The sequence below is a fragment of the Streptosporangium sp. NPDC023825 genome (assembly GCF_040639575.1).
Lineage (GTDB): Bacteria > Actinomycetota > Actinomycetes > Streptosporangiales > Streptosporangiaceae > Streptosporangium.
Genome location: NZ_JBFAAE010000032.1, coordinates 71,734 through 97,743, shown reverse-complemented (window position 1 = coordinate 97,743; position 26,010 = coordinate 71,734). Strand labels below are relative to the sequence as shown.

General features: G+C 70.4%; 22 protein-coding genes and 1 riboswitch. Of the genes, 13 read left to right on the top strand and 9 right to left on the bottom strand.

The genetic code is table 11. From position 1 onward, the window contains the following. The first annotated feature begins 638 nt into the window (after positions 1-638). Entirely contained in the window at positions 639-2,699 is a 2,061-nt protein-coding gene (locus AB0G15_RS25890) for a S9 family peptidase (protein WP_362844512.1), read from the top strand. Further along, entirely contained in the window at positions 2,696-3,721 is a 1,026-nt protein-coding gene (mgrA, locus tag AB0G15_RS25885) for an L-glyceraldehyde 3-phosphate reductase (RefSeq protein ID WP_362844509.1), read from the top strand. Before AB0G15_RS25890 ends, mgrA begins: the two co-directional genes overlap by 4 nt. Positions 3,722-3,865: 144 nt before the next feature. Here the strand turns inward: mgrA and AB0G15_RS25880 are convergent, their stop codons facing one another. Continuing rightward, the gene (locus AB0G15_RS25880; RefSeq protein WP_362844507.1) at positions 3,866-6,292 is read right to left on the bottom strand and encodes a lysylphosphatidylglycerol synthase transmembrane domain-containing protein; all 2,427 of its coding nucleotides are present in this window, start codon (positions 6,290-6,292) and stop codon (positions 3,866-3,868) included. 109 nt (positions 6,293-6,401) lie between these two features. Between AB0G15_RS25880 and AB0G15_RS25875 the strand changes: the two genes are divergently transcribed. The 3 genes from AB0G15_RS25875 (at position 6,402) to AB0G15_RS25865 (ending at position 10,864) form a co-directional block, all read left to right on the top strand. After that, complete coding sequence (locus AB0G15_RS25875) at positions 6,402-6,803, top strand: RpiB/LacA/LacB family sugar-phosphate isomerase (protein WP_362844505.1); 402 nt, start codon at positions 6,402-6,404, stop codon at positions 6,801-6,803. 58 nt (positions 6,804-6,861) lie between these two features. Next, complete coding sequence (locus AB0G15_RS25870; RefSeq protein WP_362844503.1) at positions 6,862-8,661, top strand: M28 family metallopeptidase; 1,800 nt, start codon at positions 6,862-6,864, stop codon at positions 8,659-8,661. 187 nt (positions 8,662-8,848) lie between these two features. Then, a complete protein-coding gene (locus tag AB0G15_RS25865) occupies positions 8,849-10,864 on the top strand; it encodes a molybdopterin oxidoreductase family protein (protein ID WP_362844500.1) in 2,016 nt (671 codons plus the stop codon). Positions 10,865-10,953: 89 nt separating this feature from the next. On the opposite strand, the gene AB0G15_RS25860 is transcribed toward AB0G15_RS25865, so the two are convergent. Both AB0G15_RS25860 and AB0G15_RS25855 read right to left on the bottom strand, forming a co-directional pair. Further along, positions 10,954-11,403, bottom strand: a complete 450-nt coding sequence (locus AB0G15_RS25860) for a GNAT family N-acetyltransferase (protein ID WP_362844498.1) — start codon at positions 11,401-11,403, stop codon at positions 10,954-10,956. A 10-nt stretch (positions 11,404-11,413) separates the two neighbouring features. After that, positions 11,414-11,809 (bottom strand): MazG nucleotide pyrophosphohydrolase domain-containing protein, encoded by a 396-nt coding sequence (locus AB0G15_RS25855; protein ID WP_362844495.1) that lies wholly within the window; start codon positions 11,807-11,809, stop codon positions 11,414-11,416. A gap of 129 nt (positions 11,810-11,938) precedes the next feature. Here AB0G15_RS25855 and AB0G15_RS25850 point away from each other — a divergent pair, with 129 nt between their 5' ends. Then, positions 11,939-12,403 (top strand): hypothetical protein, encoded by a 465-nt coding sequence (locus tag AB0G15_RS25850; protein WP_362844492.1) that lies wholly within the window; start codon positions 11,939-11,941, stop codon positions 12,401-12,403. Positions 12,404-12,612: 209 nt separating this feature from the next. On the opposite strand, the gene AB0G15_RS25845 is transcribed toward AB0G15_RS25850, so the two are convergent. The 3 genes from AB0G15_RS25845 to AB0G15_RS25835 form a co-directional block, all read right to left on the bottom strand. Beyond that, positions 12,613-12,984 (bottom strand): VOC family protein, encoded by a 372-nt coding sequence (locus tag AB0G15_RS25845; protein ID WP_362844490.1) that lies wholly within the window; start codon positions 12,982-12,984, stop codon positions 12,613-12,615. 120 nt (positions 12,985-13,104) lie between these two features. Beyond that, the gene (locus AB0G15_RS25840) at positions 13,105-13,428 is read right to left on the bottom strand and encodes a multidrug efflux SMR transporter (RefSeq protein ID WP_362844487.1); all 324 of its coding nucleotides are present in this window, start codon (positions 13,426-13,428) and stop codon (positions 13,105-13,107) included. Positions 13,429-13,447: 19 nt separating this feature from the next. After that, positions 13,448-13,513: riboswitch (guanidine-III (ykkC-III) riboswitch) on the bottom strand. Positions 13,514-13,532: 19 nt separating this feature from the next. Continuing rightward, the gene (locus tag AB0G15_RS25835; protein WP_362844484.1) at positions 13,533-14,318 is read right to left on the bottom strand and encodes a class I SAM-dependent methyltransferase; all 786 of its coding nucleotides are present in this window, start codon (positions 14,316-14,318) and stop codon (positions 13,533-13,535) included. A gap of 180 nt (positions 14,319-14,498) precedes the next feature. Here AB0G15_RS25835 and AB0G15_RS25830 point away from each other — a divergent pair, with 180 nt between their 5' ends. From AB0G15_RS25830 to AB0G15_RS25805, 6 genes are all read left to right on the top strand, one after another. Then, positions 14,499-16,328, top strand: a complete 1,830-nt coding sequence (locus AB0G15_RS25830; RefSeq protein WP_362844481.1) for an acyl-CoA dehydrogenase — start codon at positions 14,499-14,501, stop codon at positions 16,326-16,328. Between the two features lie 357 nt (positions 16,329-16,685). Beyond that, the gene (locus tag AB0G15_RS25825) at positions 16,686-17,420 is read left to right on the top strand and encodes an NUDIX domain-containing protein (protein WP_362844478.1); all 735 of its coding nucleotides are present in this window, start codon (positions 16,686-16,688) and stop codon (positions 17,418-17,420) included. After that, the gene (locus AB0G15_RS25820; protein WP_362844475.1) at positions 17,417-18,397 is read left to right on the top strand and encodes a lipopolysaccharide kinase InaA family protein; all 981 of its coding nucleotides are present in this window, start codon (positions 17,417-17,419) and stop codon (positions 18,395-18,397) included. Before AB0G15_RS25825 ends, AB0G15_RS25820 begins: the two co-directional genes overlap by 4 nt. A gap of 56 nt (positions 18,398-18,453) precedes the next feature. Beyond that, positions 18,454-19,410 carry a hypothetical protein gene (locus AB0G15_RS25815; RefSeq protein WP_362844473.1) on the top strand — a complete coding sequence of 319 codons (957 nt, stop codon included), beginning with the start codon at positions 18,454-18,456 and terminating at the stop codon, positions 19,408-19,410. A 332-nt stretch (positions 19,411-19,742) separates the two neighbouring features. Then, entirely contained in the window at positions 19,743-20,957 is a 1,215-nt protein-coding gene (locus AB0G15_RS25810; RefSeq protein ID WP_362844470.1) for an adenylosuccinate synthetase, read from the top strand. A gap of 52 nt (positions 20,958-21,009) precedes the next feature. Next, positions 21,010-21,234 carry a DUF6458 family protein gene (locus tag AB0G15_RS25805; RefSeq protein ID WP_362844467.1) on the top strand — a complete coding sequence of 75 codons (225 nt, stop codon included), beginning with the start codon at positions 21,010-21,012 and terminating at the stop codon, positions 21,232-21,234. A 4-nt stretch (positions 21,235-21,238) separates the two neighbouring features. Here the strand turns inward: AB0G15_RS25805 and AB0G15_RS25800 are convergent, their stop codons facing one another. After that, positions 21,239-22,087 (bottom strand): LysR family transcriptional regulator, encoded by an 849-nt coding sequence (locus AB0G15_RS25800; RefSeq protein ID WP_362844464.1) that lies wholly within the window; start codon positions 22,085-22,087, stop codon positions 21,239-21,241. Between the two features lie 95 nt (positions 22,088-22,182). On the opposite strand from AB0G15_RS25800, the gene AB0G15_RS25795 reads away from it, so the two are divergent. Next, positions 22,183-22,914: an SDR family NAD(P)-dependent oxidoreductase gene (locus AB0G15_RS25795; protein ID WP_362844462.1), complete on the top strand. Its 732-nt coding sequence runs from the start codon at positions 22,183-22,185 to the stop codon at positions 22,912-22,914. A 197-nt stretch (positions 22,915-23,111) separates the two neighbouring features. Here the strand turns inward: AB0G15_RS25795 and AB0G15_RS25790 are convergent, their stop codons facing one another. Together AB0G15_RS25790 and AB0G15_RS25785 are read right to left on the bottom strand one after the other, a co-directional pair. Then, complete coding sequence (locus AB0G15_RS25790) at positions 23,112-23,405, bottom strand: Dabb family protein (protein ID WP_362695722.1); 294 nt, start codon at positions 23,403-23,405, stop codon at positions 23,112-23,114. Between the two features lie 307 nt (positions 23,406-23,712). Next, positions 23,713-25,455, bottom strand: coding sequence for an ABC transporter ATP-binding protein (locus AB0G15_RS25785; RefSeq protein WP_362844459.1), 1,743 nt, complete (start codon positions 25,453-25,455; stop codon positions 23,713-23,715). Between the last annotated feature and the right edge of the window lie 555 nt (positions 25,456-26,010).

The following is a 26,010-nucleotide window of genomic DNA, read 5'->3' as shown; positions in this document are numbered from 1 at the left end:
GCGGTCCGGCCACAACTCCGGGGCGTTCGTTTTGTTTTATTCTGTTCTTTCGTTGTGCCTTTATTCTTTCAGGCCCGCTTTTTCGTGTCAAACCGGCTTGTTTTGATCCGGTTGATTCGATCTAGCTGGCCCTGCTGGAATTCCGGCGGCTCCGTTTCCAGAGCAACCCCTCTAACTTACCAGCCCTTGAGCGGCTCTGCGAACCGATCTTCGAGACCGTTGGTTTCAAAGGGATTGTCGGCAAACACGACACAAGCCATACGGAAGTCACCGGAGTGATTGGAGTGGTTTGCGCCGGACCTTGCCGACGTCAAAAGATTAGCAGCCCCCGAAGACCGCTCGAGACGTAACGGCGAACCCCGCAACCGGTAGGTGGGCGGAGCAGAAGGCGCCCCGGTCCGCGAGCGAGGCGAGCCGAACCGCCCGGCCGCCGAACCACCGAAGCCCCGACCGTCCAACCGCCTGATCCCACCGAACCGCCCCGACCGTCCGGTTCCCCCGAGCCGGCCGAGCCAGGCCGGCGAACGAAGCGCACCGAACCGGTCGAACCGACCGCGCCCGGCGGGCCGAACAAACCGGCCGCACCGGCCGAGCGGGTGGATCCGAACAGACACCGGCGGAAACATAGACTCGGCTGAGTGAGCAGCCAGACGCCGCCGACGGCGAAGAAGGTTCCCAGCGAGCGCGTGCACCACGGGGACACCGTGGTCGATGACTACGCGTGGCTGACGGTCAAGGACGACCCGGAGGTGGTCGCCTACCTGGAGGCGGAGAACGCCTACACGCAGGAGGCGACCGCCCACCTCAAGCCCCTGCAGGGGACGCTCTTCCAGGAGATCAAGGGACGCACCCTGGAGACCGATCTCTCGGTCCCCACCCGCAAGGGCGACTGGTGGTACTACTCGCGGACGGAGGAGGGCAAGCAGTACGGCCTCCAGTGCCGGGTGGCGGCGGACGGCGAGACGCCGCCCGAGGTGAAGGCCGGCGAATCGCTTCCCGGCGAGGAGGTCCTGCTCGACGGCAACGAGCTCGCCGGAGACTCCGACTTCTTCTCGATCGGTACCAGTTCGGTCAGCCCCGACGGCACCCTGCTGGCCTACTCCACCAACTTCACCGGCGACGAGCGCTTCACCCTGAAGGTGAAGAACCTCACCACCGGCGAGACCCTCCCCGACGAGATTCCCGGCATCTTCTACGGCGGCGCCTGGTCCGCCGACGGCACGACGTTCTTCTACACGACGGTCGACGAGGCCTGGCGGCCCAACCAGGTCCACCGGCACACGATCGGAAGCCCGGCCGAGGACGACGCGCTGGTCCACGAGGAGTCCGACGAGCGGTTCTGGGTCGGCATCGGGCTCAGCCGCAGCGAGCGCTACCTGGTCCTCTCCGCCGGAAGCAAGATCACCAGCGAGGTGCGCGTCCTGGAGGCCGACGACCCCACCGGCGAGTTCCGGATCGTCAGGCCCAGGGAGACCGGTGTCGAGTACGGCGTCGACCACGCGGGCGACCACTTCCTGATCCTGCACAACCGGAACGCGGAGAACTTCGAGCTGGCCGTCGCGCCCCTCGACGACCCCGGCAGCTGGACTCCGATCATCGAGCACCGCGCCGACACCCGGCTGCTCGACATCGACGCCTTCGAGGGCCACACCGTCGTGCACTTCCGCAGGGACGGCCTCACCGGCATCCGCATCCTGCCCCGCGACGGGGAGGCGTACGAGATCTCCTTCCCAGAGCCGATCTACGACGTGGCCCCGTCGGGCAACCCGGAGTTCGCCACGGGACGGCTGCGGCTCGGGTACACCAGCATGGTCACTCCGCCGTCGGTCTACGACTACGACCTCGGCGCGCGTGAGCTGGTCCTGCTGAAGCAGAAGGTGGTGCTGGGCGGCTACGACCCGGCCGGCTACGAGCAGTTCCGCGAGTGGGCGACCGCCTCGGACGGCACCCGCGTGCCGATCTCGATCGTGGTCAAGAAGGGCACGGAGCGACCGGCCCCCACCGTGCTGTACGGCTACGGAAGCTACGAGACCTCGATCGACCCGTCGTTCTCCATCGCGAGGCTCAGCCTGCTCGACCGGGGTTTCGTGTTCGCCGTCGCGCACATCAGGGGTGGCGGTGAGATGGGCCGCCGCTGGTACGAGGACGGCAAGTTCCAGAAGAAGAAGAACACGTTCACCGACTTCGTCGCCGCCGCCGAGCACCTCTCCGCCGCGAACTGGTCGAGCGCGATCGTCGCCCGGGGCGGGTCGGCGGGCGGGCTGCTGATGGGCGCGGTCGCCAACCTCGCGCCGGAGACCTTCGCGGGCGTGGTCGCGGAGGTGCCGTTCGTGGACGCGCTGAACACGATCCTCGACCCGTCGCTGCCGCTGACCGTGATCGAATGGGACGAGTGGGGCGACCCGCTGCACGATCCCGAGGTGTACGCGTACATGAAGTCGTACACGCCCTACGAGAACGTGGACGGCCGGGTCTACCCGCCGATTCTGGCGATCACCAGCCTCAACGACACGAGGGTCTTCTACCACGAGCCCGCCAAGTGGATAGCGAAGCTCCGCGACGTCGCACGCGGCGGGCCCTTCCTGCTCAAGACGGAGATGGGCGCCGGGCACGGCGGCCGCAGCGGCAGGTACGACTCCTGGCGCGAAGAGGCCTTCACCCTCTCCTGGATTCTCGACACGACGAAGGTGACTCAGTGACATATATCGCGGCGAACGACAGGTACGACGACCGGCAGCCGTACAACAGGGTCGGCAAGAGTGGGCTCAAGCTGCCCGCCGTCTCCCTGGGGCTCTGGCACAACTTCGGTGACGACAAGCCCTTCGAGGTCCAGCGGGACATCCTCAGGAGAGCCTTCGACCTGGGGGTGACCCACTTCGACCTGGCCAACAACTACGGCCCGCCGCCCGGGACCGCGGAGACCAACTTCGGACGGCACTTCCGCGAGGACTTCGCGCCGTACCGGGACGAGCTGGTCATCTCCACCAAGGCGGGCTACGACATGTGGCCGGGCCCGTACGGCGAGTGGGGGTCGCGCAAGTACCTGCTGTCCAGCCTGGACCGGTCTCTGGAGCGGATGGGGATCGACTACGTCGACATCTTCTACAGCCACCGGTTCGACCCGGACACCCCGCTCGAGGAGACGATGGGCGCACTGGACCACGCGGTCCGGTCGGGCAAGGCGCTGTACGCGGGCATCTCGTCCTACTCGCCCGAGCACACCAAGGAGGCCGCGCGGATCCTGCGGGAGATGGGCACGCCGCTGCTGATCCACCAGCCTTCGTACTCGATGCTGAACCGGTGGATCGAGGGCGGGCTGCTCGACGTCCTGGAGGAGGGCGTGGGCTGCATCGCGTTCTCGCCGCTGGCGCAGGGCATGCTGACCGACCGTTACCTGAACGGGATCCCCGAGGGGTCGCGGGCCTCGCAGGGGCGTTTCCTCACCCCGGACATGCTCACCGACGAGACGATGCGGCACATCCGCACCCTGAACGAGATCGCGGGCCGGCGCGGCCAGTCGCTGGCGCAGATGGCGCTGGCCTGGGCGTTGCGCGACAGGCGCGTCACCTCGGTGCTGATCGGCGCGAGCAGCGTCAAGCAGCTGGAGAACAGCCTCGCGGCGGTGGAGAACCTCTCGTTCGACGCCGGAGAGCTGGAGGCGATCGACAAGGACGCGGTCGACGCGGGCATCAACATCTGGGCCGGGTCCAGCGAGGCCTGACCTCCCCCGCTCGTCCACTCTCGCGGACGGAGGCCGCCGGTCACGTGACTGGCGGCCTCCGTCCGCGAAAGGCCCGGGAAGAGCCCTTGAAAGGCCCGGGAAAACGCGAGAGGACGAGCCGGAGCCGGGCGGGAGCCGGACGGGTCAGAGCGCCTCGTGCCTCTGCAGGTACGTGAACGAGGCCCACCCCGGCAGGACCGGCAGCCAGAAGGTCATCAGCCGGAACAGCAGCACGGCCGAGGTCGCCTCCTCGGGAGACAGGCCCGCCAGGGTGAGCCCGGCTGTGAGGGAGACCTCGACGGCGCCGAGCCCGCCGGGGGTCGGGGCGGCCGAGCCGATGGCGTTGCCCGCGAGGAAGACGATGGCGACGGCGGCGAAGTTGATGGAGCCGCCGAAGGCGCGGACACAGGCGTCCAGGCAGACCACGAAGAACACGGTGAGCAGCAGGGTGCCGCCGAAGCCCTCGATGATCTTCCGGGGTGACTGGAGGATGTCGAGCAGGCGCGGGATGACGCCGGAGAACAGCGAGCGGAGCCGCGAGGTGATCATGCGGCGCAGGCGCGGCACGCTCACGATGACCAGGATCAGCACGGCCACGGCGAGCAGCGTGATCACGAGGGTGCGCGACGGGGTGAACGACGAGGCGGTGTTGGAACCGGTGATGTAGGCGAACAGCAGCAACAGGGCGATGTGGAAGACCAGCCCGATGAGCTGTGAGGCGCCCACGCTGGCCACCGCCTGCCCCGGAGGGACGCCGCGTTTCTGCAGGTAACGGGTGTTGATCGCGACCCCGCTCACCGCGGCGGGCGCGACGAGCTTGACGAACGACCCGGCGAACTGGACGAGCACCGTACGGCCGAGGGGCAGCTTCTCCGGCACGAATCCCATCAGCATGAGGGCCGCGGCGACGTAGCTCAGCATCGCGGCGACCAGCGCCACCCCGGTCCAGCCCCACTTGGCCGACGTGATCATGTTGAGGTTGATCTGGGTCATGTAGTAGACCAGGAAGTACGCGGCGAACGCGGTGCCGATGATGGTGATCAGGGTCCGGGGACGGAAGCGCTCCAGGCGCACCTCCTCGGCCTCGGTCCTCGGCTTGAGCTCGACGATCCGGTCGCGGATCTCGGTGAGCAGTTCCTTGTCCTTGGTGAGCGCGGCCCTGGTCTCCCGGGTCAGCGCGATCCGCTGGAGCAGGGGAAGCGCGTCGGCGAGCACTCCGGACCCGGCCACGGCCGCGGCGGCGGCGACCGCCCGCTCGGCGCCGACGCGCAGGCTGAGGTAGGTGAGCAGCTGGGCGATGTCGAGACGGAGCAGCAGGTCGCCGGCGGCGATCTCACCGCTGCGGGCGTCCGTCAGGATGACCCGGCCCTCGCCGTCGACGTGGATGCTGTCGCCGGTCAGCCGCCGGTGGGCGAGCCGCTGGACCTGCAGCAACAGGACCTGCTCCCAGATCTGGGCGAGCAGGTTGTCGTCGATCTCGTTGTCGGGGATGCTGTCGAGCGCGCGGGTGGGGGTGTGCTCGTAGACGAGCAGCGCCGCCTCGGTGCCGATCTCGCTGGTGCCGACGAGCCTGGGGGTGCTCGCCCCGGCCGCCTGCGCGGCGTACGCCATCAGGGCCTCGCGCTCCAGCTCGGCGCGGAGCGAGCGGATGGCCTTGCGGCGGGTCTCGGAGTTGAGGCGGATGCGCCGCCAGAGGCGGTAGAGCACCCCGGCGACCTGGCGGTCACGGTCGAGGACGGTGACGTCGAGGCGGCTGCCGTCCTTGAGGTCGACGGCGTAGCGGCGGCTGCTCTGGTGGTCGTCGTCGAGCCTGCGGGCCTTGACGGGGACGAAGCCCAGCTTGCGGAGCGCCGCGACGACCATGCTGCCCGGCGGGCGGGTGTTGGGGCTGCCCACGCCGTACAGGGTGGCGTAGCCGACGGCCAGCCCGACCAGGATGGAGACGACGATGCCGAGGATGGTGGCGGCGAGACCGGCGAAAAGGGCGACGGCGTTGAGCGCGACCGCGCTCCACAGGGCCGCCCGCCAGGTGGGCCGCCGGGATATTCGCACCGCGGTGACGTAGGCGATGATCGGGGTGAGCAGGGTGTTGATCGGCTCGACCCCGGCCCGCCCGCCGGTCAGCAGGACCCGCAGGTCCTCGGGCCCGGCCTTGAGGATCCACTCGCCGAGCACGAAGGAGAACACCATCGCGGCGATGGCCGCGAAGAGTCCCTCGGCCACCCGGAGGCCGTCGCGGTGGAGCACCCGCTCGATGGCGAAGGCGACGGGCACGCCGAGCATGGCCGACGCGCTCAGCACCCCGGCCAGGCCGCTGAGCAGGAATGGCGCCCGGCTGGTGCCGTCGGCGACATCGCCCTCCAGGCCGTTCAGGGTCTTCTGCGCGACGAAGGCGAGCATGACCACGGCCACGAGCGCGAGCAGGGTCGCCAGGAACCGCAACAGGTCGGAGGGGCGGCGGATCCGCTGCGGGAGCAGCGGCTCGACGACGTGCACGGCGAGATCGTCGCCCGTCGTCGGCCCTGTGCCGTCGACGGACGTCGTTTCGTCCAGTTCCCCGATTTTCGTCACCGCCTGCGATTCTGCACGTTCCGCATTACAGGTGCGTCACCGATCTTCTCCTTGAGTGTCCACAATCAGAGTCATGCGTATCTCAGTGGCCTCCGACAGTCTTGACGGTGTGGCTTCCATCTTGGTCTCCGCGATCGAGAAAAGGGGGCACACGGTGATACCTCATGGTGCTCTGGCCGAGGAGCGGGCCGACTGGGCGTGGTGCTGCGCGCGTGCCGCCGGGGATGTGGCCTCGGGGGCCGCCGATCAGGCGATCGTGTGCTGCTGGACCGGGACGGGCGCGTCGATCGCGGCGAACAAGGTGCCCGGGGTGCGGGCGGCGCTGTGCGCGGACGCGGCCACGGCGGACGGGGCACGTCGCTGGAACGACGCCAACGTGCTGGCGATCAGCCTCCGGTCGATCTCCGCCCCGCTGCTCGAGGAGATCCTGGACGCCTGGTTCGCGGGGAGCCCCAGCCTCGACGAGGGGGACCGGGCGAACATAGCGTACCTGTCCGGGATGGAGAATTGACTGTTCCACCTGCGGGAACAATCGATTTGATGGGTGACGGCCTGAAAAACTGACCATCATGTTCCGTCACCCGTCCGCGCCCTTCCGAGCCGCGCCCGAGGGCCGGGAAGCCCCTTCGATCGCTCCGAGGAAATTGCTGGCCGCGATCACCATGGTCTCGGCCATGTCCCTGGCCGCCGTGTCCGCCGTGTCCACCGCTCCGGCCGGCGCGACGCCCGCCCCCGGAGGAGGTGCCCCCGGGCAGGCCGGCGCGACGCCCGCCCCCGGAGAAGCGACGCCCGTCCCCGGAGAAGGCGACTCGGAACCGTCGGCCGGGAACCCCCTCCCCGCTGGCGCGGAGGCGTTCGGGGCGTCGGTCAGGCTCGCGTCCCTCAGGAGGCACCTGGAGAGGCTCCAGAAGATCGCCGACGCCGACGGCGACACCCGGGCGGCGGCCACACCGGGCTACGACGCCTCGCTCGCCTACGTCGCGGACAGGCTCCGTGCCGCCGGGTACCGGGTCACCTCGCAGGAGTTCAAGATCTCCTTCTTCCGCGAGGTCGCGGCCCCCGTGCTCAAGAGGACCCGGCCCGCGGCCAAGACGTACGTGCCCGGCACCGACTTCAGGACCATGACGTACTCCGGCTCGGGAAACACGACGGCCCCGGTGCAGAAGGTCGACCTGGTCCTGCCGCCGAAGCAGGGGGTGGAATCCACCTCGGGGTGCGAGGCGAGCGACTTCTCCTCATTCGTCCGGGGCAACATCGCGCTGATCCAGCGCGGCACCTGCAGCTTCCAGGACAAGGCGGAGCGGGCCCAGGCCGCCGGCGCGTCCGGCGTGATCATCTTCAACGAGGGCCAGGCGGGCGAGGGGAACGCCGACCGCCGGGCCCTGCTCGGCGGCTCGGTCAACACCTCCACCGTGCGCATCCCGGTCGTCGGCACCGGCTTCGCGACCGGTGAGGAGCTGGCCGCGCCGGGAACGAAGGCGACGCTCGTCGTGGACGCCGAGAGCGCTCCCGACCGCAGGACGCGAAACCTCATCGCCGAGAGCCGCTGGGGCGACCCGGACAGGGTCGTCATGCTCGGCGCCCACCTGGACAGCGTCATGATGGGCCCCGGCATCAACGACAACGGCTCGGGCACCGCGGGCATCCTGGAGACGGCGCTGGCGGCGAAGTCGCTGCGGACGACGAACAGGCTGCGCTTCGCCTTCTGGGGCGCCGAGGAACTGGGCCTGCTCGGTTCGAAGCACTACGTGGCCGCCCTGCCCCCGAGGGAGCGGGCGAAGATCAAGCTCTACCTGAACTTCGACATGATCGCCTCGCCCAACTACGTTTTCGGGATCTACGACGGCGACTCGTCCGGCGCGATCTCCGGCGCGACTCCGCCCCCCGGGTCGGGCCCGATCGAAAAGCTCTTCCAGGCGTACTTCGAGGCGGTGGGCGAGCCGTACCAGGACGCCGAGTTCAGCGGCCGCTCCGACTACGGCCCCTTCATCGCGGTCGGCATCCCCTCGGGCGGGCTGTTCACCGGCGCCGAGCGCCTCAAGACCGCCGAGGAGGCCGAGAAGTTCGGCGGCAGCGCCGGGGTGGCGTACGACAAGTGCTACCACCAGGCGTGCGACACCATCGCCAACATCAACGACAAGGCGCTGGAGGTGAACGCCGGCGCGATCGCGACGGCGGCGTTCGTCTACGGGTACGCCCGCGACCTTCCCGGTCCCGGCACTCTCGGGGTTCCCGGCGGCCCCGGTGGCACCGCGGTGCCCGGCAAGGGTGCCGTCGTACCCGGCACGCCGGACACCGCCGGGCCGCGAACCGGCGCGGGCGGCCTGGAGTCCGGCCACGACCACGAGCACGGCGGCCTTCTCAGGTGAGGCGCCTTCACCGATGACGTCCGGGCCGCGCGGCGTACCGTGCGGGGAGAGCCGGGCGGTGCGCGGCGGGCGCGCCGCCGGGAGGGCCTGAGGGGACCGGTGCCGTAAGGAGTCCGGCAGGGGCGGCAGGGGCCGGAAAGGGGAACGCGCGTGCGTCCCGGCCTGGGGGCGCGGCTACAGTCGGGGCATGTCGTCAGGCGAATTGCGAGTGCTGGGGGCGTGCCCGCTGGACTGCCCCGACACCTGCTCCTGGGTGGTGACCGTCCAGGACGGCAGTGCCGTCAAGATGCGCGGCAACCCGGACCATCCGTACACCCGGGGCGCGCTCTGCGTGAAGGTCAACCGCTACCTGGAGCACACCCGGGCGGCCGACCGCATCCTGCACCCGATGCGGCGGGTCGGCCCCAAGGGGTCCGGCCAATTCGAGCGGATCAGCTGGGACGAGGCCCTGGAGGAGATCTCCGTACGGCTGCGGGGCATCGTCGACGAGCACGGCGGCGAGGCGATCTGGCCCTACCTGGGCACCGGCACGCTGGGATACGTCCAGGGGTCGGAGGGGATCGCCGGGAGGCGGTTCTGGAACGTCCTCGGGGCGTCGAGGCACTTTTTGAACATCTGTTCCTCGGCCGGGAACACCGGGCTGCGGCAGGTCTACGGCACGCCGGGCGGCATGGACCCGGAGACGTTCGCCCTGTCCAGGCTCATCCTGCTGTGGGGGACGAACACGCTGACGAGCGGGCACCACCTGTGGAAGTTCGTCCAGGACGCCCGCGCGGCCGGGGCGCACGTGGTGGCGATCGACCCGATCCGCACCCGCACCGCCGAGCAGGCCGACGAGCACCTGCCGATCCGGCCGGGCACCGACGCGGCCCTCGCCCTGGGGCTGATGAACGTCGTCCTGGCCGAGGGCGCCGAGGACCGCGACTACCTGGAGAACCACACGACCGGCTGGGAGCACCTCCGCGAGGAGATCCTGCGCCATCCCCCGGCCCGCGTGGCGGAGATCACCGGGCTGCCCGAGGCCGACATCCGGGCCCTGGGGATGCGTCTGGCGCGTACGCGGCCCACCGGCATCCGGGCCACCATGGGCGTGCAGCGGCACGCGGGCGGCGGCACCGCGATGCGCACGATCGCCTCCATCCCCGGTGTGACGGGCGACTGGCGCCACCCCGGCGGCGGGATCGCGTACTCCACCAGCGGGCACATCCACCTGAACATCGACACCCGCGACGACCTGCTCCCCGGGCCGGTCCGCACGCTGACCATGACGCGGCTGGCCGACGAGCTGGACGAGTCGGTCAAGTGCCTGTGGGTGTACGCGGCCAACCCGATGGGTTCCACCTCCGGCCAGAACCGGGTCCGCGAGAGGCTGATGCGCGAGGACCTGTTCACCGTCGTGATGGAGCAGTTCCCGACCGACACCGTCGACTACGCCGACATCGTCCTTCCCGCCACCATGCAGATCGAGCACGCCGACCTGCACGCGGGCTACGGGCACATGTACCTGATGTGGAACGAGCCCGCCGTCGAGCCGCCGGGCGAGTGCCTGTCCACCACCGAGACGTTCCGCCGCCTGGCGCGGCACATGGGGCTCACCGAGCCGTCCCTGTACGACTCCGACCTGGAGCTGGCCGAGGAGCTGCTCACCTCCGGGCATCCCTCCCTGGAGGGGATCACACTCGACCGGCTGCGCAAGGAGGGCTGGGTCCGCCTCAGCGTCCCCCAGCCGTTCGTGCCGTTCACCGACGGCTTCCCGACGGCCTCGGGCCGGATGGAGTTCGGCTCGGGACCGGCCTACGTCCCGTCGCACACGGCCTCGGCCGCGCCGGGGCCGTACCCGCTGGCGCTCATCACGCCCGCCTCCCACACCTTCCTGAACACCACCTTCGGCAACAACCCCGAGCTGCTGAAGCGCTCGAAGGGCCCGCGGGTCCTGGTCAACCCCGAGGACGCCTCGCGAAGGGGGCTGAGCGAGGGGCAGCGGGCCCGGGTGTTCAACGACGAGGGCGGGTTCGAGGCCGTGGTGGAGATCAGCGAGAGGGTACGGCCCGGCGTGGTCGCGTCCACCAAGGGACACTGGCGCAAGCTCAGCCCGGGGGGCGCGACGGCGAACGCCGTGGTGGCCGCCCGCGACGCCGACCTGGGCCGGGGCGCCGTCTACCACGACAACCTGGTGGAACTCGCCCCGTGCGCCACCGGGTGACCGGCGGGCCCGGCGGGGAGGTCCGGTCTTCGCGAACCCTTGGCGTTCTTCGCGAACCCTTGGCATGCAGCCGCGGACTCACCCGACGATCAGGTCAGCGCGAGCTTGTACCCCTCGTGGGACGCGACGAAGCCGAGGGAGTCGTAGAAGCGGTGAGCGTCCGCGCGGGACTTGTCCGTGGTCAGCTGGACCAGGGCGCACCCTCTGGCCCGCCCTCGGTCGAGGGCCCACTCCATCATCGTGCGGCCCAGCCCCCGTCCCCGCAGGCCGGAGGCGATCCGCACCGCCTCGATCTGCATCCGGAGCGCACCGCGACGGGAGATGCCGGGAATGTAGGTGAGCTGCATGGTGCCCACCACCTCGCCGTCCAGCTCCGCGACGATCAGCTCGTTGCCGGGGTCGGCGTCGATGGCCTCGAAGGCGGCGCGGTGCTCGTCGCCGAAGGTCCCCTGGCGCGAGGCCGCGACGGCGTCGTCGGCGAGCATGGCCACGATGAGCGGGACGTCCTCGGCACGGGCGATACGGAATTCCACCTGCATGACGGCCAACCTATCCGGCCTGTCCGGCCTGTCCGGAACCGCTGATTCCCCCCGCCAGCACCCCGGCCACGTCGGCGGGCGTGAACCCCGGCCCCTTGGCGGCCTTGCCGTTCTCGGTCCCGGACTTCGTCATGTTGGCCCTGTGCACCTCGGCGAGCACCCGGTCCAGGTCGATCCCGTACGTCAGGGCGGTGCCGTACGCGACGTAGACCACGTCGGCCAGCTCGTGCGCGACACCGGCCAGGTCGCCCGCCTCGGCAGCCTGCGCCACCTCGGCCGTCTCCTCGTCGAGGAACCTCTGCCGCAGGCGGGCCAGCTCGGCGGAGGGCAGGCCGGGGGCGTCGGAGAGGGGAAGCCCGATCTTCTCGTGAAACTCTCGAACCAGGCGTGCCGGTGATCCGTCCATGCACGTCAGCCTAGGACTTGTCCCCGCCCGGGAAGACGGCGCGGGCGGCGTCCCCGATGGGGCGACTCCGGGGACAGTCAGGGTTGCTCCCCGATGTGGGCAAGGGGGTGCGGGAGGCACTCTGGGGACATGAACGACGAACTGACTCGACGTGACGAGATGTCCCTCGCCGGAGCGGCGCTGCGCGGTGCTCCCTGGAAGGCCGCGGCGGTGACCGGCGGCGCGGTGGCGGCCACCAGCCTGGGGCTGAGCCTGCTCTCCGGAAGCCTGGATCTTGCGTGGGCGATGATGGCCGGTATCGGCCTGTTCTCGCTCGTCGCGGCCATCGGCTCGATCAGCAAGCCCGCCGTCGGCGACCGGGTGACCCGGCAGGCCCGGCTCTGGGCGCTGCGCCACCCTTGGAGGTTCTCCCTCTATCCCGCGCTCGGCTCGGCGATCCTGCTGTATCCGGTGCAGCTCGTCTTCGACGGCGAGGGTGTCTTCGGGGCGGCGCTGGACGCGCTCCAGGGAGGTGTCGTGGTCTACCTGATCACGGCGATCGTGGCGCTCACCCTCAAGGGACGCGGCCAGGCCTCGCTTCCCGGCAGCCGCTGAGCCTCACGGCCCGGCGTCCCCGAACCTCAGGCCCGGCGTCCCCGAATCTCGCGGCCCGGCGTCCCCAAGCCTCCCGGCCGGCCGGGCACGGCCCTGTCCGGGCCCCGGCGGCTGCCCGCTCCCACGCGACCGGCCGGTCCCGCAGGACCGCCCGGTCTCGCGGCCCGGCCGAGCCTTTCGGCGGACCGGGCCGGGACCGTCAGAAGACGCTAGACCCTCTCGTACTCGGCGCGGCAGACGCAGAACTCGTTGCCCTCGGGGTCGAGCATCGTGACCCAGCCGCTCCCGTCGGGACTGCGGTGGTCCTCGGAGATCGTGGCGCCGAGTCCGGTGAGGCGCTCGACCTCCTCGTCGCGGGTGGTGCCCGCCGAGCCGGTGATGTCCAGGTGGACGCGGTTCTTGACCGCCTTGTCCTCGGGGACCTTGATGAACAGCAGATCGACCCGGCCGCCCTGGAGAAGGACCTCCTCGTCGTTCTTCTCCGTGTCCGGGTGGAGCTCCCCGCCGGAGGCGTCGCGCCAGAAGGTCGCCAGCTCGTACGGCTGGGCGCAGTCGAAGGTCACGCAGTGAACGTCAATCATGCCCCCACCCAACCCGACACCACCAAAGCCGTCAAGCTGGTTGCGGGTGAGTCGTTTCGCGGTCCGCGGAGCGCTGCCTGAGGTGTCCCGTACGATCCGCCGGAACGTCCGGGCGCGCGGTCAGTGGCCACCTCCGGCGAGGTTGAGCCCGACGACGCCCGCGATGATGAGCAGGATCGAGGCGATCTTGAGGGCCGACGCGTCCTCGCCGAGCGCGATGATGCCGAGCACGGCGGTGCCGACGGCTCCGATGCCCGTCCAGACGGCGTAGGCCGTCCCGACCTCCAGGGTTTTCAGGCCCAGGGCGAGCAGGCCGAAACTGAGCACGCTGAAGACCACGAAACCGGCGCTCGGCAGCAGTGCGGAGAACCCGTCGCTCAGCTTGAGCGAGTACGCCATCGCGACTTCGAACAGACCGGCGACCACGATGAAGACCCAGGCCATGACGGCTCCTCCTTGATCAGGAGCGTCGTCTTTGCCCACCGGGTACGGCGCGTCTCGTCCGGGAACGCCCTTCTGAGCGTTCTACGGGAGGAACGAGCCGGGTCTCACTTTGATTCCCACCAGAGGGTGAACCACCGGTCGCGGGGCACCGGCCACATGTCCAGCTCGACCACCGCGGCGATCACCTCGTCGGCCCGCTCCCGTCCGAGGCAGAGCCTCCGGCAGGCGCTCTCGGCGAGGTCCTCGAGCCGGGTGAAGCGGGGCAGCGGGGCCACCCGCCACTCGTGGCGAACCTCGTGGCCGAGTCTCTCGGCGACGGCGATCACGTCGTGGACGGTGGGCCTGCCGGGGCGGGTGATGCCGTGGAAGTGCTGCCAGAGGGGGTTGAGCCAGCTCATCGGGTGCCGGCCGGTGAGCTCCAGGACGACCCGGGCGCGGGCGTGGCGGGTGAGCTCGGTGAGGAACTCCGCCAGGTCGGGCACGTCGTAGACGACGTGGGCGGAGACGGCGACATCCGCGACCGGGGTCCGGGCCGCGACGTCGGGCCAGCGGCCGTCGACGATCCGGGCGGGGACGCCGAGCGCCGCGGCCCTGGAGGCCAGCTCGGCGAGCATGGCGGCGGAGGCGTCGACCGCGATCAGCTCCCCCAGGTCCCGGCCCAGCGGCAGGGAGGCCGCTCCGGCGCCGGCGCCGACGTCCAGCAGGCTCCCTCCGGGCGGGAGGGCCTCGGCGATCCGTGCCAGGGTCGGCCCCTCCGGAACCGCGAGGGCGAGGTCGGTGCGCTCGGCGAACCGCGCCGGGGAGTGACCCCAGGGATTGACCGGCGCCCTGGCCGCGATCTCCTCGGGGATGCCCCACATCCCGAGGTCGGCCCGCCACTGCTCGTCCATGGGACGAGCCTAGGAGAGCTTCCCCCGCCCGTCGATCGGCCGCCCCGGAGCGCCTTGGGGCGGCGTGACGAACGTCCCAGCCGGGGTTGTTTTCTAGGGGTTACTCACGGGTAGCATTACAGGTAACGTTACTGGCGAGTATGGAAAGTTCCGGACCCCCGGTTTCAAGGAGCAGACCCCATGGGCCACTACAAGAGCAATGTCCGTGACCTGGAGTTCAACCTCTTCGAGGTCTTCGGGCGCCGGGACATCCTGGGCACAGGCCTCTACGCCGATCTGGACGAGGACGTGGTGCGGAGCGTCCTGGAGGAGGTCAACCGTCTCGCCACGGGCGTGCTCGCCGACTCCTTCGAGGAGGGTGACCGCACCCCGCCGGTGTTCGACCCCGCCACCGGGACGGTGAGGATGCCGGAGGGCTTCAAGAAGTCCTTCGCCGCCTACCGCGACGCGGGCTGGACCAACCTCGGCCTTCCCACGGAGATGGGCGGCCCCGGCCTGCCGAGCAGCGTGAGCTGGGCCCTGGCCGAGCTCGTCCTCGGCTCCAACCCCGCCGTGTGGATGTACTCCAGCGGCCCGGCATTCGCCCACATCCTCCACATGATCGGCACCGAGGACCAGCGGCGCTACGCCGAGCTGGCCATCGAGAAGCAGTGGGGCGCCACCATGGTGCTCACCGAGCCGGACGCCGGCTCCGACGTGGGCGCGGGCCGCGCGAAGGCCGTCAAGCAGGACGACGGCACCTGGCACATCGAGGGCGTGAAGCGCTTCATCACCAGCGCCGAGCACGACCTGTCCGACAACATCTTCCACCTGGTGCTGGCCCGCCCCGAGGGGCACGGCGTCGGCACCAAGGGCCTGTCGATGTTCCTGGTCTCGAAGTACCAGGTGGACCTGGAGACCGGCGAGCTCGGCGAGCGCAACGGCGTCTACGTCACCAACGTCGAGAAGAAGATGGGCCTCAAGGTCTCCACGACCTGCGAGGTCACCTTCGGCGGCGAGCACCCGGCGGTGGGCACGCTGATCGGCGAGGTGCACGAGGGCATCAAGCAGATGTTCATGATCATCGAGCACGCCCGGATGATGGTCGGCTCGAAGGCGATCGCCACGCTCTCCACCGGCTACCTCAACGCCCTCGCCTACGCCAAGCAGCGGGTGCAGGGCGCCGACCTCACCCAGATGGCCGACAAGTCGGCCCCCCGCGTGACGATCACCCACCACCCGGACGTGCGCCGGGAGCTGATGCTCCAGAAGTCGTACGCCGAGGGCATGCGGGCCCTGGTCATGCTCACCGCCACCTACCAGGACGACGTGCTGATCGCCGAGCACGAGGGCCGCAGGAACGAGCACGCCGAGGCGATGAACGACCTGCTGCTGCCGCTGGTCAAGGGCGTCGGCTCCGAGCGCTCGTACGAGCTGCTCGCCCGCTCGCTGCAGACCCTGGGCGGTTCCGGATACCTGCAGGACTACCCGATCGAGCAGTACATCAGGGACGCGAAGATCGACTCCCTGTACGAGGGCACCACCGCGATCCAGGGCATGGACCTGTTCTTCCGCAAGGTCCTGCGCAACCAGGGGGCCGCTCTCGGCTCGCTGTACGCCGACGTCAAGGCCTTCGCCGCCTCCGAGGCGGGCAACGGGCGGCTGAAGGAGGGGCGCAAGCTCCTGGGCGAGGCCGCCGACGACGTCAAGGCCATGGCCGACACCATGGCGGGCTGGGCGATCGGCTCGCTGGAGACCCCGCAGGAGGTCTACAAGGTCGGCCTGAACACCACCCGGTTCCTGCTCGCCCTGGGCGACGTGGTGATCGGCTGGCTGCTGCTGCGCCAGGCCGAGGTGGCCCTGGCCGCGCTGGGGTCGGCCACCGAGGGGAGCGACCACGCCTTCTACACCGGCAAGGTCTCCGCGGCCTCGTTCTTCGCCCAGACCGTCCTGCCCCGCATCGCCGCCGAGCGCCGCACGCTCGACGCCACCGACCAGGACCTGATGGAACTGCCCGAAGAGGCCTTCTGATCCGGCCCGACCCGGCCCGGCAAGGCCTGATCCGACCTAAATCCTCCTGAACCAGCGGGTTCAGGCGGGAAGACCACCTGCTCCCGCGGCAGGCACGATGAGGGACCGGCCCCGTTCTCGGGGGCCGGTCCCTCATCCGTTCTCAGGCTCCTCGCGCCGCGACGGGACCTCACGGGCGTCCGGCGGCGGAAAGCCGGACGTCCGGCCGTCGGGCCGCGTCATCTCGCCCCGGGTCCAGGCGCCGGAGGCCACCGAGGCGCGGGAAAGGGCGAAGAAGGATGGATCACCGCAAAGTCATTGACATCGATCCCTTGTTATTCTCATACTGAGATTGTCTCAACTTGAGAAGGACATGTGATGGATGAATCCGAGTTCCTGGCCGGATACGACCCGCGGGCATACCCGGCGGTGGCGGTGACGGTCGACGTGGTGGCGCTCACCATTCGCGGGGGCGGGTTGCGCGTTCTGCTGATCAGGCGGGCCGAGCAACCCCATGCGGGGCTGTGGGCGTTGCCCGGGGGGTTCATCCGGCCGGGAGAGGACCTGCCGCAGGCCGCGGCGCGCGAGCTGGCCGAGGAGACGGGGCTGTCGGACCGCGTCCACATCGAGCAACTCGCCAGCTACGGGGCGCCCGAGCGTGATCCGCGGATGAGGGTCGTGTCGATCTCCTACCTGGCGTTCGCCCCCGACCTGCCCGACCCCCGGGCGGGCTCGGACGCGGCCGACGCCTCCTGGCACCCGGTCGACAAGCTGCCGGAGCTCGCGTTCGACCACGACCGCATCCTGGCGCACGGGCTGGAGCGGGCCCGCGGCAAACTGGAGTACACCCCGCTGGCCACCGCGTTCGCCGGTGAGAGGTTCACGATCTCCGAGTTGCGCGGCGTCTACGAGACGGTCTGGGGCGTGCCGCTGCACGCGGGCAACTTCCACCGCAAGATCCTGTCGGTGCCCGGCTTCGTGGAGAGCACCGGCGAGACCACCGAGAGCGGCGGGGCCAGGGGCGGGCCGCGCGCCAAGCTCTACCGGGCCGGCGACGCCCGGCTCCTGCACCCCGCCCTGCTGCGGCCGGCCAGGGAGGAGCAGATCAGATGACGACCACGGCCGAGGCGATCGCGCTGGTGACCGCCGCCCGCAAGCCCGGCGACCTGTTCGGCGAGGACTTCCCGCACCGGACGTACCGGAGGCTGGCGAGGCTGCTCCACCCCGACCTCGCGCCGGGAGCGGAGGCCGCCGAGGCGTTCGCCCGGCTGGCGTGGCTGTGGGCGGCCCGCGACGGGGCCCCGGGACGAGCCCCGGGGCGGGCCAAGGAGACGATGATCACCACCAGGCGGGGCACCTACCGGATCGGCGGCGTCTTCCGGCGGGGCGCGTCGGCCGTGCTCTACGAGAGCGGCCCCGACACGCTGCTCAAACTTCCGCGCAGCCATTCGGACAACGACCTCATGCGCCGCGAGGCGGAGTCGCTGAAGACGATCGCGCGCGACGGCGACCCGCTGCTCCTGCCGTACGTACCCCGTCTGGTGGAGTCGTTCCGGCACCGCTCGGAGGGGGTCGAGCGGCAGGCCAACGTGATCAGCCGGGTGCCGGAGGGGTTCCTGAGCCTGGACGAGATCAGGCGACGGCGGCCGGTGCTCGACGTGCGGGACGCGGCGTGGATCTGGCGGCGGCTGCTGGTGGCCGTCGGCGCGGCCCACCGGGCGGGGGTCGTGCACGGCGCGGTGTTCGGGCAGCACGTCCTCGTCCACCCGATCGACCACGGCCTGGTGCTCGTCGACTGGAGCCAGTCGGTCCCGCTCGGCACCCCGATCACCGCCCTCGTGGCCAGGCACCGCGACGACTATCCGCCCTCGGTCCTGGCCAGGAAGCCCGCGACCCCGGCCACCGACATCCACCTCGCCACCCGCTGCGTGGCCGCCCTCATGGGCGACCCCGTCCCCGCCCCGGTCAGGAACTTCGTCCGGGGCAGCCTGCTCGGCCCGCCGGACGACGCCTGGCGGCTGCTGGGAGAGCTCGACGACCTGCTCGACGACCTGTACGGGCCGAGGAAGTACCGGCCGCTCCATCTCTGACCCTGACCTTCGCGATTTTCATAGAACGTTCCACCCCTGATCCGAGGAGATCACCCGTGGGAAGCGGAAACTGGTCCACCGACGTCTACTCCGCCGCCGCGAGCTACCGCGCGGCGAAGGGTTCGAGCGCCTTCGCCTACAGCGACGGCGGCGCCCGCTCCGCTCACCCCGACCTCGACCCGCACGGTGTGACGCTCCGCGAGAGCCGAGACTCCGCCGAGCATCCCAACTCCCTGGCCGTGGCCGTCCTGTTCGACGTGACCGGCTCGATGGGCGGGGTGCCCCGCACCCTCCAGACCAAGCTGCCCGACCTGCTCGGGCTGCTGCTCCGCAAGGGGTACGCCACCGACCCGCAGATCCTCTTCGGCGCGATCGGCGACGCCACCTGCGACCGGGCCCCGCTGCAGGTCGGCCAGTTCGAGTCCGACAACCGGATGGACGAGCACCTGGGCAAGATCCTGCTCGAGGGCGGGGGCGGCGGCCAGATGACCGAGTCGTACGAGCTGGCGATGTACTTCATGGCCAGGCACACCTCGATCGACTGTTTCGAGAAGCGGGGCCGCCGGGGCTACCTGTTCATCATCGGCGACGAGCTCCCCTACCCGCAGGTCAAGCGGCGCGAGGTCGAGAAGGTCGTCGGCGAGCGGCTCAGGCGCGACATCCCCACCAAGGAGCTGGTCGCCGAGCTGACCAGGATCTACGACGTCTACTACATCCTTCCCGCCGGGACGCACTATGCCGGGAACGGCCAGGTGCTGGCCGCCTGGCGCGAGCTGCTCGGCCAGAACGTGCTGGAGCTGGACGACCTGGACGCGGTCTGCGAGACCATCGCGCTCACCGTCGGCCTCGGCGAGGACGCCATCGACCTGCGGGAGGGTCTGGACGACCTCGACGAGCTCGGCTCGAACGCCGGAACCGTCGTGGGCAAGGCCCTCGCCAAGCTCGACCGGGGCACCCTCGTGGTGGCCGACGGGCTCGACCTGGGCGGCGACAGCGGCGTGATGCGGCTTTAGAAGACCTCCCCGCCGTGCGGCGGCCACCGCGAAAGCGGCGGGGAGTGCCATCACGAAGGGAGACGGTCCCTCCCCGGCGGGAACAACGCCCCGCCGGGGAGGGACCTCCGGTCCGGCGCCGAGCGGACAACGCCCCCGCCGGGAGAGCGACCTCCGGTGGACAACGCCCCCGCCGGGCGGACCTCCGGTGGACAACGCCCCTGCGGGGAGAGCGAACTCCGGTGAAAGGACCGAGACGCCCCCGCCGGTGGGGACTCGTGTGGAGGGGCCGGCGAGGAACGACTCGCCGGGGAGACGGGAAGGGGAGGAGACGAGGGTGAACGGGTGGCCGCATGCGTGAGCACGTGATCGTGACCGACCTCGGGTACGGCGACGCGGGGAAGGGCACCGTCGTCGACTGGCTCTGCGCCCGCGAGCCCGTCCAGGCCGTCGTCAGGTTCAACGGGGGTGGGCAGGCGGGCCACAACGTCGTCCTGCCCGACGGGAGACAGCACACGTTCGCGCAGTTCGGTTCGGGCACGCTCAGGGGTGTGCCGACCCATCTGTCCAGGTTCATGGTCGTGGATCCGCTGTCGCTGGCCAGGGAGGCCGACCACCTGGCCGAGCTGGGCGTCGCCGACCCGTTCTGCCTGCTCACCGTGGACCGGGACGCCCTGCTCGCCACGCCGTACCACGTGGCGGCGGGACGGGCCAGGGAGCTGGCGCGCGGTGCGGACCGGCACGGGTCGTGCGGGATGGGCGTCGGCGAGACCATGGCCTACGCCCTGGAGCACCCCGATCTCGCGCCCGTCGCGGGCGACTGCGAGGAGCCGGTCAGGCTCGCCCGCAAACTGCGCGCGCTCCGCGAGGCCCTGGGGGTGACCGGGCCGCCCGTGGAGGACTGCGTCGACGCCTACCGGGCGTTCGCCGAGCGGGTGATCCTGGTCGGCTCCTCGTTCATGACCGCACTGCTGCGCCGGCGGCCCGTGGTCTTCGAGGGGGCGCAGGGCGTGCTGCTCGACGAGTGGCACGGTTTCCACCCGTACACCACCTGGAGCACGACGACCTTCGCCAACGCGCTGGAACTGCTCGACGGGGTGCCCGCCACGCGGCTGGGCGTGCTGCGGACCTACACCCCGCGCCACGGCCCGGGGCCGCTGGTCACCGAGGACGCGGCGCTCGCGCTGCCCGAGGCCCACAACGGGACCGGCCCCTGGCAGGGGCCCTTCCGCACCGGCCACTTCGACGCGGTGGCCCACCGCTACGCGCTGGCGGTCTCCGGCGGGGCCGACGCCCTCGCGCTCACCCACCTGGACGCGCCGGTGTCGCGGATGTGCGTGTCGTACGACATCGGCGAGCTTCCGGTGGGCGCGGCGGGCGACCTCGACGGGCAGGCCGGGCTGACGGAACGGCTGCGAGAGGCCGGGCCGCGCTACGCCGACGGGATCGACGACTGGCCCGCGGCGGTGGCGGAGGCCCTCGGGGTGCCGGTGTGGCTGGGCTCGTCCGGGCCCACCGCCGCGGACAAGGTCCTTCTCGGTGGTGTGATCACGCCAGAGAGGGTATGACCAACCTCGGACCTTCCCTTTACCTGGCGGACAGCCTTACCCGGAGGAACTCATGGGTGTCGGGGTCAGCATCTTCTTTCTCACGCTCGGCGCCATCCTCCGCTTCGCCATCGAACCCGACGTCCTCGGCGAGGCCGTGCACATCGACGTGATCGGCGTGATCTTCATGATCGTCGGTGCGGTCGGAGTCGTGCTGAGCATCGTGATGGCCCCCAAGCGCGGGCACACGTCCGAGGAACGCCTGATGCACCGCGAGAACCATCCGCCGGAGGTCTAGGGCCTCAAAGGCGTGTCGCGATCCGGATGAGGTCGGCGACGGCTCTGGACCGGCTGTGCGGTGGCCAGGCGATCACGGTGGTGACCGTCGGCGCGTCCAGCACGGGCACGGCGGCGAGGTCATCGTGCAGTTGGTTCCGGCACGACTCCGGCAAGATCGTGCACGCGCGGCCGAGTGCGACCGTCTGCAGCAACTGCGTGTGGTCGCGGACCTGCGGGCCGGGGCCGGGCGGGTAGGTGCCGTCGGGGGCGGGCCAGCGTGGCAGCGGCAGGCCTGGCAGCGCGGTGATGTCGGCCAGGTGCACGTGGGTCCGGAGGGTGAGTGGATGCCCTGCCGGCAGGACCACGACCTGGCTCTCCGTGCTGAGCTCTTCGGTGTCGAACCCGGCCGTCGAGTCGAACGGCCGGTGCAGCAGCGCCACGTCGGCCCGGCCCTCGCGCAGCAGCCGTTCCTGCTCGCCCGGGCCGCACAGGGTGACCTCGACGGGGGTCGCGCCGGGTTCGGCGGCGTAGAGGCCGAGCAGTTTCGCCAGCAGCTCGCTGGACGCGCCGGCCTTGGCGGCCAGGATCAGGCCGGGACCGCCGGTCGCGGTGAGGGCGGCGCGGCGGGTCCGGCGCTCGGCGGCGTCGACCGCGGCGAGGGCCGCCCGGCTCTCGGCCAACAGCACCGAGCCGGCCTCGGTCAGTGTGACGGTGCGGCTGGTCCGGTCCAGCAGCGCTGCCCCGAGCCGGCGTTCGAGCTGCTGGATCGCCCGCGACAGAGGCGGCTGTGCCATCCCGAGCCGCCGCGCGGCGCGCCCGAAGTGCAGCTCTTCGGCGACAGCGACGAAGTAACGCAGTTCCCGGGTCTCCACGTGGTCATGCTACCCGGGATCGATACCTTGACGGTATCGCTGCTCACCTGATCGGTGTTGGACCCCTCGCCGAGGTCCGGGGCAGCATCGTTCCCATGAGTCAACGGACGATCGCGCTGGTCACGGGCGCGAACAAGGGAATCGGGTACGAGATCGCGGCGGGCCTGGGCGCCCTCGGCTGGAGCGTCGGCGTCGGCGCCCGCGACGACCAGCGCCGTACGGACGCGGTGGAGAAGCTGCGCGCGACCGGCGTCGACGCGTTCGGCGTACCGCTGGACGTGACCGACGACGCGAGCGCGACCGCCGCCGCACGGCTGATCGAGGAGCGGGCCGGGCGCCTCGACGTGCTCGTCAACAACGCGGGCATCACCGGTGGCATGCCGCAGGAGCCCAGCCGGGTCGATCCGGCCACCATCCGGGCGGTCGTGGAGACCAACGTGATCGGCGTCATCCGCGTCACCAACGCGATGTTGCCGCTGCTGCGCCGCTCCGCCTCGCCGCGGATCGTGAACACGTCCAGCAGCGTCGGTTCCCTCACCCGGCAGTCGGGAGTCGCCGGTGAGCAGACGACGGGTCCGGTGGCCGTGGCGTACGCGCCGTCGAAGACTTTCCTGAACGCCGTCACCGTCCAGTACGCCCGGGAGCTGAGCGGCACGAACATCCTGATCAACGTCGGCTGCCCCGGCTTCGTCGCGACCGACCTCAACGGCTTCCGCGGCGTGCGCACCCCCGGACAGGGCGCGGCGATCGCCGTCAAACTCGCGACCCTCCCCGACGACGGCCCGACCGGGAAGTTCTTCGAGGACGCGGGCGAAGTACCCTGGTGACGCGCGGCATGGCCATCGCCCGCGCGTCTCGAACCGGGCGTTCCCGCCCGCGTCCCCGCCGTGGTCACGAGCCGGTGCGGCGCGGAGCCCAGCCCGTGGACGACGCGCAGCCACCGGCGGCGATCGACCCCTCGGAGACCGGTGGACGGTCCTGTGGGGGGATGCGAATACGCCGGCAGCTCGAAGACCGTGCCGCCCTAGACCTCGAACTGCACCGCCGCCCGCGAGGCCATGATCGGCTTGAGGTGCTCGGCGACCGTGGCCACATGCAGCGGGTGGTCGCGGTAGACGATGTAGTCGTCGACGCTGTCGAAGTCCGCGACGATGGCGAACTGGTGGTTGCCCGGGTTCACGCCCGCGTCGGAACCGAGGGTGTAGGAGCGGATCTCCGTGATGGTTTCGGGCAGCTTGCCGATCTCCGTGGCGGCCCTGGCCCGCTGCTCCTCGGTGGCCTCTTCCGTCCAGGTGAACAGCACGACATGCCGGAACATGATCTTCCCTTCGTTCGGGTGACCCAGGTGTCCTGAGTGCCCGGCCAGCGTACGGCCAGGCGCTTCGGGACCCTGCGGCGCCCCGGTCCCATCCTCGGCCCCGCGCCCCGCACCCCGTCCGGACCAGGCCCTGCCCGTCCCGGCCGGGCCCCGGGTCACATCTCGACCGGATTCCGGCCGCCTCCCGGCCGCTCCCTGGCGCCTTCACGGTGGCTCCCTGGCGCCTTCACGGTGGCTCCCTGGCGGCGCCACGGCGGCGCCGAACGATGCTGCCGCCGATCCGCCGATTTTGCGGGGAAATCCGCCCTCACGCCGGGCGCAGTGCGGACCCGCGGCGCCCGGCGGACTTGATCCTTATCTGGCTGGAGCGTCTCGGCACGGCTTCGAGCACGATCTTGTGGGCCGCCTCGGGGATGAACCGGAGGTCGTGGGTGATCAGGATGGTGGTGCGCCCGGCCATCAACCGCTTGAGCGGTTCCATGATCCGCGCCGCGGTGGGCGCGTCGAGGCCCGTCATCGGCTCGTCGAGGACGAGCACGGGCGCGTCGCGCAGGATGGCCCTGGCGATGGCGATCCGCTGGCGCTGCCCGCCCGACATCAGCCTGCCGCGCTGCCCGATCGGCGTGTCGTACCCGAGGGGAAGCGTGGTGACGAAGTCGTGGACGTCCGCCATCACGGCGGCCCTGACGACGGCGTCCGGGTCCGCGCCGGGGCTTCCGTAGGCGATGTTCTCGCGTACGGTCCCGGAGAAGAGCAGATTCTCCTGCTGCAGGATGGTGATGTTGTCGCGCAGCGACTCACGTGACAGCTCCCGGATGTCCATCCCGTCGAGGAGGACGCGCCCGGCCGTGGGGTCGTAGAAGCGCAGCAGGAGCTTCGCGATCGTGGACTTGCCCACGCCGCTGGGCCCGGTGCACACGACCAGTTCCCCCGGCTCGACGGCGAAGGACAGGTCCCGCAGCGTGGGCCTCCTCCTGTTCGGATAGGTGAAGCCGACCCCCTGGAACTCGATGTGGCCCCGTCCGCGTCCCATGTGGACGGCGTCGTCGCGGTCGGTGACGGTCGGCCGGGTGGTCAGGATCTCGATGACGCGGTCGGAGCCCGCCGCCGCCTCGGAGACGGTGAGGGCGATCTGCCCCAGGTTCTGCACCGCCGGGTAGAGGTAGGCGAGGTAGGCGGCGAAGGCGAGCAGGCCGCCGATGGTGAGGCGTCCCGAGGAGATCTCCCACGCGCCGAACCCGAGGATGGTGATCAGGCAGACGGTCTCGATGACCTGCAGGACGGGCCCGTACAGGGAGGAGAGCCACGCCTGTGCCACGTTGGCCCGCATCCAGGTGCTTCCCTCTCCGTGCAGCCGCTCGGCCTCGACGCCCTGGCGGTTGTAGGACTGGACGAGCGACTGGTTGGACAGGCCCTCCTCGATGACGCTGTTCATGATCCCGTTACTGAGCCGCTCGCGCGCCGACACGGTCCTGAACCTGCTCGCGAAGATCTTGGCGACCAGCAGGAAGGCCGGGACCAGCAGGAACGTCAGCAGGGCCAGATCCCACCTGATGTAGAAGGCCGCACCGGCGAAGAAGACGATGCTGACGAGCGTGGTGAAGAGTTTGACCAGGCCGGAGCCGATGAGTTCCTCGATGGCCTCGATGTCGTCGGTGAGCCTGGCCATCAGGTCACCCAGGCGGCGGTTGTCGAAGAAGTCGGGCGTGAGCGTCTGGATGTGCTCGAACACCCTGTCGCGCAACCGCAGCAGGAAGCGCTCGCCGCCGAGGGCGGTGAGGTAGGAGCCCACGAAGGAGACCAGTCCCGCGGTCGCCGCGAGGCCCAGCCAGGCGGCGGCGGGAAGCCAGAAGGCCCCCAGGTTCTGCTTGCTGAGGACCTCGTCCGTGATGTACCCGAACAGGCCGATCGCGGCGACCTCGCAGACGGCCGCGACGATGGCGAGCACGCCACCGGCCACGAGCAGATGGCGGATGCCGCGGGTGTAGGGCCAGAATTCCCGGAATGTCCTGCGAATGGAGACCGTCGGCGCCAGCGGGGGACGGCGCACCGCGGCCCTCGCCCCGTGAGGCGAGAGCGACTTTGAGAATGAGAGCCGACGGTTGACCCGCCGGCTCTCATTTGTTTCCGCTAGCACCGGATCTGGCTTACCACCACCACCCGCCGCCCCCGCATCCACAGCGGCGGCGACGACGGCAGCATCCCCACTCCAAGAACCGGCCGGTCGGGAAGAGCTGCTTGAAAGTCATGGCTTCCCCCTTCGTGCTGAGCTTGTCGCGCTTACCAACCACGACACTAGCACCCATACCCTGACAAATCACCAAATTCAGCACGCATTAAAGATGTTTTAACAAGCCATTCGCGGAAGCCATAAAACGTATTGAGGGTAAAGGCTCACACAAGTTCCCAGTGTCGCTCCACACCCTCGTCCGAGCTGGGGATACACACCTTAAAGCTTGATCCACAGGAGCCAAAAAGGGGTTTCTCATTACCGCCCGACCGACGGCCGGTACGGCGTCCCGGCGGCCGGGTGAGACCGTTCGAAGCCCTCGTCGTTTTCCCGTCGCGGCAATTGACACGCGAAGCCGGAAAATGCCAGGCAGGC